11 protein-coding genes and 1 tRNA gene are annotated in these 12,150 nt (G+C 60.1%); all 12 read right to left on the reverse strand.

Annotated elements, in window-relative coordinates:
* Positions 1-654: 654 nt before the first annotated feature.
* The 12 genes from ABEA58_RS10960 to ABEA58_RS11015 all read right to left on the reverse strand — a co-directional run bounded on the left by ABEA58_RS10960 (position 655) and on the right by ABEA58_RS11015 (position 12,089).
* A tRNA-Ser gene (locus tag ABEA58_RS10960) sits at positions 655-744 on the reverse strand.
* 246 nt (positions 745-990) lie between these two features.
* Positions 991-1,185: a carbon storage regulator CsrA gene (gene csrA, locus ABEA58_RS10965; RefSeq protein ID WP_345551459.1), complete on the reverse strand. Its 195-nt coding sequence runs from the start codon at positions 1,183-1,185 to the stop codon at positions 991-993.
* 219 nt (positions 1,186-1,404) lie between these two features.
* On the reverse strand, positions 1,405-2,652 hold the full coding sequence (locus tag ABEA58_RS10970; protein WP_345551461.1) for an aspartate kinase: 1,248 nt from the start codon (positions 2,650-2,652) through the stop codon (positions 1,405-1,407).
* A gap of 263 nt (positions 2,653-2,915) precedes the next feature.
* A complete protein-coding gene (alaS, locus tag ABEA58_RS10975) occupies positions 2,916-5,528 on the reverse strand; it encodes an alanine--tRNA ligase (protein ID WP_345551463.1) in 2,613 nt (870 codons plus the stop codon).
* 79 nt (positions 5,529-5,607) lie between these two features.
* The gene (locus tag ABEA58_RS10980) at positions 5,608-5,967 is read right to left on the reverse strand and encodes a histidine triad nucleotide-binding protein (protein WP_345551465.1); all 360 of its coding nucleotides are present in this window, start codon (positions 5,965-5,967) and stop codon (positions 5,608-5,610) included.
* Between the two features lie 3 nt (positions 5,968-5,970).
* The gene (locus ABEA58_RS10985) at positions 5,971-6,156 is read right to left on the reverse strand and encodes a Trm112 family protein (protein WP_345551467.1); all 186 of its coding nucleotides are present in this window, start codon (positions 6,154-6,156) and stop codon (positions 5,971-5,973) included.
* Positions 6,157-6,254: 98 nt separating this feature from the next.
* Positions 6,255-7,103 (reverse strand): alpha/beta hydrolase, encoded by an 849-nt coding sequence (locus ABEA58_RS10990; protein WP_345551469.1) that lies wholly within the window; start codon positions 7,101-7,103, stop codon positions 6,255-6,257.
* A gap of 84 nt (positions 7,104-7,187) precedes the next feature.
* A complete protein-coding gene (locus ABEA58_RS10995; protein WP_345551471.1) occupies positions 7,188-8,246 on the reverse strand; it encodes a class I fructose-bisphosphate aldolase in 1,059 nt (352 codons plus the stop codon).
* 46 nt (positions 8,247-8,292) lie between these two features.
* The gene (glpK, locus tag ABEA58_RS11000; RefSeq protein WP_345551473.1) at positions 8,293-9,771 is read right to left on the reverse strand and encodes a glycerol kinase GlpK; all 1,479 of its coding nucleotides are present in this window, start codon (positions 9,769-9,771) and stop codon (positions 8,293-8,295) included.
* Between the two features lie 144 nt (positions 9,772-9,915).
* Positions 9,916-10,410, reverse strand: a complete 495-nt coding sequence (locus ABEA58_RS11005; RefSeq protein ID WP_345551474.1) for a regulatory protein RecX — start codon at positions 10,408-10,410, stop codon at positions 9,916-9,918.
* Positions 10,411-11,445: a recombinase RecA gene (gene recA / locus ABEA58_RS11010; protein WP_345551476.1), complete on the reverse strand. Its 1,035-nt coding sequence runs from the start codon at positions 11,443-11,445 to the stop codon at positions 10,411-10,413.
* A 116-nt stretch (positions 11,446-11,561) separates the two neighbouring features.
* Positions 11,562-12,089, reverse strand: a complete 528-nt coding sequence (locus ABEA58_RS11015) for a CinA family protein (RefSeq protein ID WP_345551478.1) — start codon at positions 12,087-12,089, stop codon at positions 11,562-11,564.
* Positions 12,090-12,150: the final 61 nt, after the last annotated feature.

Genomic DNA, 12,150 nt, shown 5'->3' on the forward strand with positions numbered 1-12,150 from the left:
TTAAAGAGTCGCCCGGTGCTCACGGAAGCTAAGCTTCCCACCAGACTTAAGTCTTGCTCGGAATAAAACGTAATTCGATTTGAATTGTCGAGTTACTTACTTCCGATAAATCATTTCCTGACCGAAGTCAGGTGTATCGATTCATCGCTCCGTAAGCACCCACACGCATTGCTTGATCGATTTTTTAAACAACTCAGTTGAGCGCTAGGCCCTAACTGCGGGACGCGTATTCTACACATCCGGGCTGCTGAAGCAAGTGCTTTTTTGCAGCCTTTTTGGCTTTCGGAGCACTCTACTAAAGAGCTTTCCGAAACCCCGAACCACCGCTTCCGGTAGCTCGTGAGGGGCGCGCATTATAGCGAACCGCCTCTCCGCGACAAGCCTTTTTTTGAGGCTTTTTTCAGTGCCGGAGGCGATGCTACAAGGCGCGCCTTCCGATACTGATTCACGCCGCTTAGCAGCATGATACGGCCTCGCGGGAGACCGGGCGGAGCCGGTTGGGACTCCTTCGAAGTGGCGCGCATTATATCGACCTCTTCGACACTGACAAGCACTTTCTGTAATTAAATTACCAAGCGCTTGCATTGCCCGCCCTGGCCAGCGATGCTGGCTTGCGGGCAAAAAAACACCCTCTCGAGAGAGGGTGTTTTGATATGGCGGTGAGAGAGGGATTCGAACCCTCGATGAGTGTTAACCCATACGCCCTTAGCAGGGGCGCGCCTTCAGCCACTCGGCCATCTCACCTTGTTCTGCTAAGCAACAGGATTTCTGCTGCCGCACTTCCGGGAAAGCTGTATTGGCGCCTCCGAAAGTGAGCGGCATCATACCAACGGCCAGACAAAAATCAATGGGGAATCAATAACTTTTTGGCTTTTTCTAAGCCGCCGCTCAAATCTTGCTCAAGGCCAGAGCGATCCTTTTTGCTCCGCTTAAAACCAGAAAAGGCCGGACAAGCCGGCCTTTTCTACAGTCACCTCTGGTTAGCGGCGGCTATTCGCCCTCGCTGCCATCGGTAGATTGCTTTTCGCGCTGAATACGCTGGTAGATTTCCTCCCGATGCACCGCAACTTCCTTGGGCGCATTGACGCCGATTCGAACCTGATTGCCCTTAACGCCGAGCACGGTCACAGTGACGTTGTCACCTACCATCAGCGTCTCGCCAATCCGGCGGGTCAAAATCAACATTGGCTACTTCTCCTTGGTCATCCTGTGAGAGCGCAGTGGAGCAATCCCATGACTGCGCTATTTGTCATCATAACCGGATGGCGGCGCAAAAAGGTCGAAACTGCCCTTCTCCCTATTCATTATTGCCCAGTGGATCAAAATCTCAATAGGTCGGACTCTACGCCAAATGACCAAATCGCTATGACCGGACCGCGCTTACCTTGTTTCTGGTTATAGATTCTACTGTGTGGGCTCTGCCCGTCCCGCTTCGGATAGCTCGAACTCACTGTGCAAAGCGCGCACAGCAAGCTCCAGATATCGCTCATCAATGATTACTGAAATCTTGATTTCAGAAGTGGTGATCATCTGAATATTGATGTTGTCCTCACCCAGCGCGTTGAACATGCGGCTCGCTACATTGGCATGAGAGCGCATGCCCACGCCGACAATAGAGACTTTAGCGATCTTGTCATCAGCGATGACTTCCCGCGCGCCCAGCTCGTCGGCAACCCGCTGCAGCACTTCACGGGCCTTGTTGAGATCATTGCGATGTACGGTAAAGGTAAAGTCCGTGGTGCCATCCACCGCGCTGATATTCTGCACGATCACATCCACTTCGATATTTTCAGCACCAACCGGCGCAAGAATCCGGCACGCCACCCCGGGGTTGTCTGGCACGCCACGAATAGTCAGCTTTGCCTCATCGCGGTTGAATGCGATACCGGAAACGACTGGTTGCTCCATCTCGTTGTCTTCCTCATCCAGACTGATCAGTGTGCCCTCACCATCCTCGAAGGTAGAGAGCACCCGCAGGGGTACTTTGTATTTACCGGCAAACTCGACCGCACGAATCTGCAGCACTTTGGAACCGAGGCTGGCCATCTCCAGCATCTCTTCGAAAGTAATCCGGTCAAGCCGGCGAGCGCTGTCGACCACCCGGGGGTCGGTGGTGTAGACGCCATCCACGTCGGTGTAGATCTGGCATTCGGTGGCATCCAGTGCCGCCGCCAGGGCGACGCCGGTGGTGTCGGAACCGCCACGGCCCAGAGTAGTGATGTTGCCCTGTTCATCCACCCCCTGAAATCCAGCCACGACGACAACTCGGCCAGCATCCAGATCCCGACGCATGCGCTCAACATCAATCTGCTGGATACGCGCCTTGGTATGGGCGTTGTCGGTAAGAATCCTGACCTGGCCACCGGTGTACGAGCAGGCATCATAGCCGCGCTTCTTCAGCGCCATGCTCAGCAGCGCGATGGTCACCTGCTCTCCCGTGGAAACCAGAACATCCATCTCGCGAGGGTCCGGGCGCTCCTGGATCTGATGGGCGAGCTCAATGAGGCGATTGGTCTCACCACTCATGGCGGAGAGTACAACCACCATATCGTGGCCCTTGGCCCGAAACGAGGCCACCTTGTCTGCGACGGCCTCGATTCGCTCGATGGAACCCACGGAGGTACCGCCGTATTTCTGAACGAACAAACTCATGGAATTATGTGTTTCCTTACTGCCAACACGGTCGGATGCCGCGCCGCAATGAATCCAGATTGCCGAAAAATCGGCGAGAACCAGCCCGCCACCGCCGAGGTACAACAATGGGGCTGGACTGGATGCAGGCCGGCCTGCCGCAAAAGCTGAAGCCAGGGCAGCTTCTGCGACGGCCTGATCGGCGCAAGCCGCGCACTAAATCACCAAAATCCGGTGAAATCAACTTAGCGCACAGCATTATCTGCCAATTTGACCCAAATTAACTAGTTAAGCTGACTCTCAACCCAGGCAGGCACTTCGGCAAGCATCGCAGGCAGGGCAGCCACGTCGGTGCCGCCACCCTGGGCCATGTCTGCCCGGCCACCGCCTTTGCCGCCCAACTTGCCCGCTGCAAAACGCATCAGGTCGCCGGCGGCGACACGGCCGGTGAGATCCTTGGTGACCGCCGCCACCAGAGCCACTTTCTCGTCGGCGGGAGCGGCGAGCAGGACCACACCAGAACCCAGCTTGTTTTTCATTTGATCCGCCAGATCACGCAGGGATTTGGCATCAGCGCCTTCCACTGAAACCGCCAGGAGTTTAACCCCCGCCACATCCACCGCCTGCGCCGACAGATCTCCACCTGCGCCACTGGCCAGCTTGGTTTTGATCTGGGCGATTTCTTTTTCCAGTTTGCGGTTGTTGGCGATCAGCTGCTCAACCTTGTCCGCGAGGATATCCGGGCGCGTTTTCAGCAGTGCGGACACATGCTCCAGGCGCTGCTGCGCCTCGTCAAACATTGCCAGCGCGTGAGCGCCGGTTACCGCTTCTATTCGGCGCTGACCGGAGGCGATACCGCTCTCGCCGACAATGCGCAGAAGGCCGATATCGCCGGTGCGAGCCACGTGAGTGCCGCCGCACAATTCAACGGAGAAGGCATCACCATCCTCCTCACGGCCCATGGACAACACTCGCACTGTGTCGCCATATTTCTCGCCAAACAGGGCCATGGCGCCCTTGCGCTTGGCGGTCTCGATATCGGTTTCTTCGGTCTGTACCGGTGTGTTGGCGCGTATCTGTCCATTAACCAGGGCTTCGATCGCGTGCAGCTGCTTGGTGGTCACCGCTTCAGGGTGAGAGAAGTCGAAGCGCAGCCGCTCGGAGTCCACCAGCGAGCCCTTCTGGCTCACATGCTCGCCCAAAACCTTGCGCAGGGCCGCGTGCAGCAGGTGGGTGGCCGAGTGGTTGAGGGCCGTGGACTGCCTAACCTCCGCCGCCACTTCCGCCTCGACGGTGTCACCCACCGCCAGGGCACCTTGCAGCATTTTGCCGCTGTGCAGGTGGTGACCACCCTGCTTGGTACAATCCGCCACCTCGAAACGGCCGCCGTCCTGCTGCAGATAGCCACAGTCGCCGACCTGGCCACCGGACTCGGCATAGAAAGGCGTGCGGTCCAGTACCACAGCGCCCTCTTCCCCTTCTTCGAGGCGGTCAACCTGCTCACCGTCCTTAACGATGGCGAGCACTTTGCCGCTGGATTTGGTGGCCTCATAGCCGAGAAATTCAGTACTGCCCACCAGGTCGAGAGCGCCACTGTAATCCTGCTTGAACTTGCCGGCGGCCCGGGCGCGCTGGCGCTGGGCTTCCATGGCCGCCTCGTAGCCGCCCATATCAAGAGACAAACCGCGCTCACGGGCAATATCCTGCGTCAGGTCGGTGGGGAAGCCATAGGTATCGTGCAGGGTGAATACCAGCTCACCGGGAATCTCGCTGCCCTGCAGGGACTGGAGCGCGTCTTCAAGCAGTGCCATTCCCTTGTCGAGGGTCTTGGCAAACTGCTCTTCTTCCTTGCGCAGGGCCGTCTCGATCACGGACTGCTTCTCCCGCAATTCCGGGTAGGCTGCGCCCATCTGCGCCACCAGTGCCTCGACCAGGCGATAGAAGAAAATCTCCTTGTGTCCGAGTTTGTGACCATGGCGCACAGCGCGGCGAATGATACGGCGCAGCACAAAGCCCCGCCCCTCGTTGGACGGCATAACGCCGTCGGCAATCAGGAAGGAACAGGAGCGGATATGATCGGCGATCACCCGCAGGGATTTATTCTCGAGATCCGCGCAGCCGACCACGTTCCCGGCCGCCTTCAGCAGCGCCTGAAACAGGTCGATTTCATAGTTGGAGTGCACCCCCTGCATGACCGCGGCAATACGCTCGAGCCCCATGCCGGTATCCACCGAGGGCTTGGGCAGCGGATGCAGCTCACCATCGGCGGAGCGCTCAAACTGCATAAACACCAGGTTCCAGATTTCGATGTAACGATCCAGATCGTCATTGTCGGAACCGGGCGGCCCACCGGGCACGTCGGCGCCGTGATCGTAAAAGATCTCGGAGCTGGGGCCACAGGGCCCGGTGTCGCCCATCTGCCAGAAGTTGTCTTCATCCAAGCGGGAGAAGCGCTCGGCGCTCACCCCCATCTCCTTCAGCCAGATATCCGCCGCCTCGTCATCGCTGATATGGACCGTCACCCACAGGCGCTCTTCCGGCAGGTTCAGCACCTTGGTGAGAAAAGTCCAGGCAAACTGAATGGCTTCACGCTTGAAATAGTCGCCAAAGCTGAAATTGCCCAGCATTTCAAAAAAGGTGTGGTGGCGCGCGGTATAGCCCACGTTCTCCAGATCGTTGTGCTTGCCACCCGCCCGCACACAGCGCTGGGAACTTGTCGCCCGCGAGTAGGGGCGCTCTTCCTGCCCCAGGAAGGCCTCTTTGAACTGCACCATCCCGGCATTGGTGAATAACAGCGTGGGGTCGTTGCCAGGCACCAGCGAACTGGAGGGCACCACGGTGTGACCCTGCTCGGCAAAGTAATTCAAGAAGGCTTCGCGTATCTCTGCGCTTTTCATCCAGCGTAATTCCAGCTCGTTAATTGAATCGTTGAAAAGTAATAGCCGGCGGACGGGGACGTAACCGGCCGATTCCGAATCAGCCCGGCCCTGTATCAGCCAGCTCCTGCTCGCGCATCTCGCGATTGGCGAGCAGGTGGATATGCATATGGAAAACTGTCTGCCCGGCATCGCGGCCATTGTTCATGACCAGGCGATAGCCATCGAGTCCCAGCTCGCGTCCAAGTTCCGCGGCCACCCATAGCAGGTGGCCGAGAAGAGGCTTGTCCTCCGCCCCGGCATCGAGAAGGTTGACCAGCGGCTTGCGGGGGATGATCAGCAGGTGGGTCGGCGCCTGCGGCGCCCGGTCCCGGATCACGATGCAATGGTCATCCTCGAACACCCTGTCGGCCTCTATTTCTCCCGCAATGATACGGCTAAAGACACTGGGCTCGGACACGGCTTATTTCTCCAGTTTTTCCTCGGCGGTCAACTGTCGGGCTTCGGATTCCAGCATCACGGGGATGCCATCCCGAATGGGATAGGCGAGGCCACTGGCCCGGCACACCAGCTCCTGGGCTTCTTCCTTATACTCCAGCGGCGCCTTGCTGACCGGACAGACCAGCAGGCTGAGCAGTTTCTTGTCCATGCACCACAACTCCACAAAATGGCCACAGCGGCCCAAAATGACCGCGTATGTTACAACGGATATGCGCCGGTTTCACGACAAGCAGCACCCGCGGCGAGTCAGGCCTCGCCAATCGCCTGCGGGTGTGCAGAAGCACTGGCGTCGAAGCGCTGCAAATGCTGCAGAATCTGGCTAAGAGCCTCATCGCCGTCACCGGGTTCATTGAGCAGCTCGTGGTAGGCGTCGGCATAGGCAAGAAGACTTTTATCCCGGCTTGCCAGCGCCTTGAAAAACTGCTCCGAGGCTGTACTGTCCACAATCCGGTCCCCCATTGGCAGTAGAAGCAGGCATGGAGTGTGGATCTCCGCCGCGGCGGCCAGAAGCTCCTCCCGCTCGCGCAGGAACGCCAGAAACCAGGAAGGGGTTATGCGCCGGTGCACCAGCGGGTCTTGCAGATAAGCATCGACGGCGCGGCTATCGTGGCTGAGCAGCGGGGGTTTTACCCGATTGGGCAGAGGCAGCGCCGGCAGCCAGCGCCCCAGCGTCTTGATCAGCCCCAGCTCAAGCCCGGAGGGTTCGGCACTGCCGCGAAAGGCCGGCGCCGACAGCAGCAGGCTATCCACATCTCCGAAGCGGTAGACACAGCCACAGGCAATAAGTCCGCCCATACTGTGACCGAGCAGATGCACAGGCCCCGGGTTATCGCGGCGCACTAGGCGCACAAAATCGTGCAGGTGGGTACTGTAGCGGGCAAAGTCATCCACATGACCGCGCTGGCCGACCGAAAGGCCGTGCCCCAGATGATCGAGCGCGTACACACTGAAGCCACAGCGGTTGAGCGCCTGTGCCAGCCGGCGATAGCGGCCGCTGTGCTCACCCAGTCCATGTGAGATTACCAGTGTGCCTCTGGCACCTTCCACCCACCAGCGGCGGAAGTGCAGCTGATCTCCGCGGGAAAGAAACTGCATTTCTACCCCCTCCCTCATCGTTGCTGTTGTATTGTTGTTATGTTGCTGTCTTGTTATTTCGTTATCGTCTAGCGACAGCTGGCTCTAATCCGCGCCGCCTGCATCCCCTCCCGGCAGATCCCCAGCCTCCATCGACTCCAGTCCCTCGCTGTATTCACCCAGCATTGCCAGGTGATTCAAGCGCGCACGCTTGCGCAGGGCTGCCTGGGCCAGGGTTGCCCGGCTGTCATCACCGGCCCAGCAGTGCAGCACCGGCTGCTGCAATGCACGGCCATAGGAAAAGCTCAACTGCCAGGGTGCTTGCCAGAGCTGGTTGAGAGCGTTGAGATTGGCTGTGGCCTCCTCCGGACCCTGCCCGCCCGACAGAAAATTAATGCTGGGCACCGCTGCAGGCACCGCCCGGCACAGCGAGCGCAAAGTGTACTCAGCCACCTGCTGGGGAGGCGCCTTGGCACACTCACTGCCCGGAGTCACCATACTCGGCTTCAGCAGTATGTATTCCAGCACCACGCCATGACGGTGCAGCGCGTGGAACACAGTCTCCCACACCTGCTCATTGACTTGGGCACTGCGCTCGATGCCTTGGTTGCCATCCATCAGCACTTCCGGCTCTACAATCGGCACAACACCACAGGACTGGCAAACCGCCGCATAGCGGGCAAGCATTTCCGCATTGGCGGTCAACCCCAGCGGCGTGGGGTTCACAGGGCTGACTGGATACACTTCACGCCACTTGGCGAACCTCGCCCCCTGCTCCTTATAGCCTCGCAACCGCTCCGCCAGGCCATCCAGCCCGTAGGTGATCATATCTCCCGGTGCACCGGGCAGCGGTCCCTTGCCCTTGTCGACTTTGATCCCCGGCACCATGCCCGCACGGGCCGCCAGCTCCGGCAAAGGCGTGCCGCTGTTATCCCGCTGCGCGAGGGTTTCCTCAAACAGGATGACGCCGCTGATATATTGTCCCAGCCCCTCGGTGCCGAGCAGCAGGCTGCGGTAGGAGCGTCGATGTTCCTCAGTGGAATCCACCCCCACTGCCTGAAAGCGTTTGGCGATGGTGCCCGCGCTCTCGTCCGCGGCCAACACGCCGCGGCGCCCATCCACCAGGTCTGCGATGGTGGCCTGCAACTCCTCCGCTACCGTCATACTCTCGCCTCCGGTTCAATCTTGAACTGAGGATAGGCTCGATCACTCAGAAAGCGCGGCAGGATCTCACCGCGCGCTGCCAGCCACCGATCAGTTCGTCTCTGCGCTCCGTGGTCATGCTCGGCACAAAGTCGCGCTCTATTTCCTGCAGGGATTCGGGTCGCTTGCCCGGCGCCCACAACCCGGCACCAATGCCCGCCAGCAGGGCTGCGCCAATGGCCGTCGACTCCACCTGCCGCGGACGCTCCACGCGTACAGCGGAAATATCGGACTGAAACTGCATCAGGAAATTATTGGCACTGGCACCACCATCGACGCGCAGGCAGGTGAGCGGAACCCCCAATGCCTCAGCCATCAGCGCTGCCAGCTCGTTGCTCTGGTAGGCGATGGATTCCAGCGTGGCGCGCACCAGTTCCGCTTTGCCGCTGCCGCGGCTGAGTCCACAGATGGTTCCCCGGGCTGCGGGATCCCAGTGAGGGGCGCCGAGGCCGCTGAACGCGGGCACCAGGTAGACACCGCCGGTATCCGGCACACGACGGGCAATAACTTCCGTTTCCTCCGCGTCGCGGATCAAGCCCAGCTCATCGCGCAGCCACTGTACCGCCGAGCCGGCATTGAATACTGCGCCCTCAAGGGCGAAAGCCGGGGAGCCATCGGGACTGCAGGCCACGGTGGTCAGGAGGCCCGGCGGCGCATCGGGGCGCTCGTCACCGGCATAGGCCAGCATAAAACAGCCGGTTCCGTAGGTATTTTTGATCAGCCCCGGCCGTGTGCACCCCTGACCGAACAGCGCAGCCTGCTGATCGCCAGCCACGCCGGTAATTGGCGCGGAGATTCCCAGGAAAGCCAGCGGATCCGTATCGGTAAAGTGGCCCGCTGACGGGCGAATCTGCGGCAGTATCTGCGCCGGGCAGCCAAACAGCGCCAGAAGCTCACGATCCCAATCCCCGGTGGACAGGTCATATAACAGCGTGCGGCTGGCATTGGTGTGATCGGTGAGATGGGCGCGGCCACCACTCATTTTCCAGATAAGCCAGCTGTCGATGGTGCCGAAACAGAGTTCGCCGGCGCGGGCGCGGGCTGCCAGCTGGGGGGACTGTTCAAACAGCCACTGGAGTTTGCTGGCGGAAAAATAAGCATCCAGAAGCAGCCCGCTTTTCTGGCGCAGCCAGTCGGTGTGGCCAGCGCGCTCGTGTGCCTTGCAGATATCCGCCGAACGGCGGCACTGCCACACGATGGCCGGGTGGACCGGCTCTCCGGTCTGCCGGTCCCAGAGCACCGTGGTTTCGCGCTGATTGGTGATGCCGATGGCCGCGAGCTCCGCCGGCGAGACGGCAGCCCGCTCAAGGGCCGCCGCGCTCACCTTCTGTGTCACCGCCCAGATTTCCTCCGCGCAGTGCTCCACCCAGCCCGGCTGAGGGTAGTGCTGGGGGAATTCGGAATAACTGCGGCCGAGAAGATTACCCTCGCCATCAAAAACAAAGGCCGTAGTGCCGGTTGTACCCTGGTCGATGGACAGGATCATGGAGACCTCTCGCTACTCATCATTATTCTTGTTCAGTATGAGTTTGTTCTTCTGTTGCGCGAGTTGCGCGCATCGCTGACGGCCACGGCGGGGATGTGCACAGGCTGGCCATGACACTCTTCCCCGCTGCCGGTACAGAGTTGGTTACGACTGAGAGTATAAGTCGGAGTCGGCGGCGTCCAGCGCCCAGTGAATGGCATCCGAGGGAAAGCCGCGATAGGCCAGGTAGCGCTGACGGCGGGCGCGCTCCTTCAACTGCTGCTCCCGCGGCAAGGCGCGATTGACCGGCGCGCGAAATTTGCGCTGCAGGAGTTCTGTTGCCAGCTGGAACCAGTCTTCGTGGAGTCCGCACAGGGCGTTTTCAATCAGGTCGGCGCCAACGCCCCGCTGCTGGAGTTCACGACGAATGCGCAGCGGACCCTGGCCCCGTTGGACGCGGGAGCGGGCAAACACTTCGGCAAAACGCTGGTCAGACTGATAATTGAGTTCCTGCAGGCGCAGGAAGAGGGTATCGAAATCGGCGTCGGGGAATTTGCCGCCGAGCTTCTCCCGCAGTTCACGGCGGGAGTGCTCGCGGCGGGAAAGCAGCTCAAGCGCCGCACCGAAGAGCGCCTGAGCCGGGGAGTTTTCGGAAAACACTTAGTCTTCCGAAATCTCTTCCACCTGCTGGGGAGCGGGGGGGACCAGATCGCCCAGCAGCTGTGCGCGCAGCTGGCCTTCGATCTCATCGCGTATGCCCTGGTTCTCTTTGAGGAACTTCACCGCATTGGCCTTGCCCTGGCCAATTTTGTCACCCTTATAGCTATACCAGGCACCGGCCTTGTCAATCAGGCCCAGTTTGACGCCGTAGTCGACGATCTCGCCCAGCAGGTTGATGCCCTGGCCATACATAATCTGGAATTCGGTCTGCTTGAAAGGTGGTGCCACCTTGTTCTTGACCACCTTCACGCGGGTCTCGTTGCCCACTACTTCATCGCCCTCTTTCACCGAGCCGATACGGCGGATATCCAGGCGCACGGAGGAGTAGAATTTGAGGGCATTACCGCCGGTGGTGGTTTCGGGAGAACCGAACATGACACCGATCTTCATCCGGATCTGGTTGATAAACACGCAGAGGGTGTTGGTGTTCTTGATATTGCCGGTGAGTTTGCGCAGTGCCTGGGACATCAGGCGCGCCTGCAGGCCCACGTGGGAGTCGCCCATTTCGCCTTCGATCTCAGCACGGGGGGTCAACGCCGCCACCGAGTCCACAACCAGCACATCCACGGCGCCGGAGCGCACCAGCATGTCGGCCACTTCCAGGGCCTGCTCGCCGGTATCCGGCTGGGAAACAATCAGTTCATCGACATTGACGCCGAGCTTTTCGGCATAGATCGGGTCCAGCGCGTGTTCGGCGTCAACGAAGGCACAGGTGCCGCCCTTGCGCTGGGCCTCGGCAATCACCTGCAGGGTCAGGGTGGTTTTACCGGAGGATTCCGGACCATAGATTTCAACAATACGGCCACGGGGCAGACCGCCGATGCCGAGGGCCACATCGAGACCCAGGGAGCCGGTGGAGATTGCGGGAATACGCTCGCGCTCCTTGTCCCCCATGCGCATGACGGTACCCTTGCCGAACTGACGCTCGATCTGTGACAGCGCCGCCTGTAGTGCCTTGTCTTTGTTGGAATCCATGACCCTTCCCGTGTACTTGATCGTTGTTGATTGCGGGCAAGCTTAACCAAGGATTACTGTATAAGCAACCAGTAACCAAGTAGTCACCGCACCCACTGGGCGCGATCGCTGCAGCGCTATAGCGGATGCTCGCGCACCAGCGCCAACATCATGTCGAGGGCCTTGAGTACGGTGTGGCCCTGAACCTGGGCCCTGTCGCCGTCAAAATGGAAACAGCGCGCGTCGATATCCACCGGCTCCTGCCCCTCCGAATGGGCCAGCGCGATCCAGACAGTGCCCACCGGTTTTTCCTCGGTGCCGCCATCGGGGCCGGCGATGCCGCTCACGGCGACGGCCACATTGGCATCCATAACACCCAGCACCCCGCTGGCCATCTGGCGCACCACCTGCTCGCTGACCGCGCCCAGCGCTTGCAGATCTTCCTCGGAGACCGAGAGCAGATTGCGTTTAATACGGTTGGCATAGCTCACCACCGCGCCATCAAACCAGTTGGATGCCCCCGCCACGGCAGTAATCGCCGCCGCAATCGCGCCACCGGTGCAGGACTCAGCGGTGGTGGCTTTCCAGTGGCGCGCCTCCAGCTCCTCGCCAAGGGCCAAGGCCCGCTCCGCTATCTGCTCTGTCAGTGCCGGCTCTGTGCTCATCAACTTAATCTCTCCCCTAAGAATCGCTAGAATAGCGCCTTCTTCGAGACCGCAGCAAAAC

It is taken from the genome of Microbulbifer aestuariivivens, assembly GCF_039545115.1.
GTDB classification, from domain to species: Bacteria; Pseudomonadota; Gammaproteobacteria; order Pseudomonadales; family Cellvibrionaceae; genus Microbulbifer; species Microbulbifer aestuariivivens.

Coding starts and splice junctions, on each gene's coding strand:
- glpK (WP_345551473.1), bottom strand. CDS start 9,771: ATGATCCTGTCCATCGACCAGGGTACAACCGGCACTACGGCCTTTGTT.
- ABEA58_RS10985 (WP_345551467.1), bottom strand. CDS start 6,156: ATGGACAAGAAACTGCTCAGCCTGCTGGTCTGTCCGGTCAGCAAGGCG.
- alaS (WP_345551463.1), bottom strand. CDS start 5,528: ATGAAAAGCGCAGAGATACGCGAAGCCTTCTTGAATTACTTTGCCGAG.
- ABEA58_RS11015 (WP_345551478.1), bottom strand. CDS start 12,089: ATGAGCACAGAGCCGGCACTGACAGAGCAGATAGCGGAGCGGGCCTTG.
- ABEA58_RS10995 (WP_345551471.1), bottom strand. CDS start 8,246: ATGACGGTAGCGGAGGAGTTGCAGGCCACCATCGCAGACCTGGTGGAT.
- csrA (WP_345551459.1), bottom strand. CDS start 1,185: ATGTTGATTTTGACCCGCCGGATTGGCGAGACGCTGATGGTAGGTGAC.
- recA (WP_345551476.1), bottom strand. CDS start 11,445: ATGGATTCCAACAAAGACAAGGCACTACAGGCGGCGCTGTCACAGATC.
- ABEA58_RS10970 (WP_345551461.1), bottom strand. CDS start 2,652: ATGAGTTTGTTCGTTCAGAAATACGGCGGTACCTCCGTGGGTTCCATC.
- ABEA58_RS10990 (WP_345551469.1), bottom strand. CDS start 7,103: ATGCAGTTTCTTTCCCGCGGAGATCAGCTGCACTTCCGCCGCTGGTGG.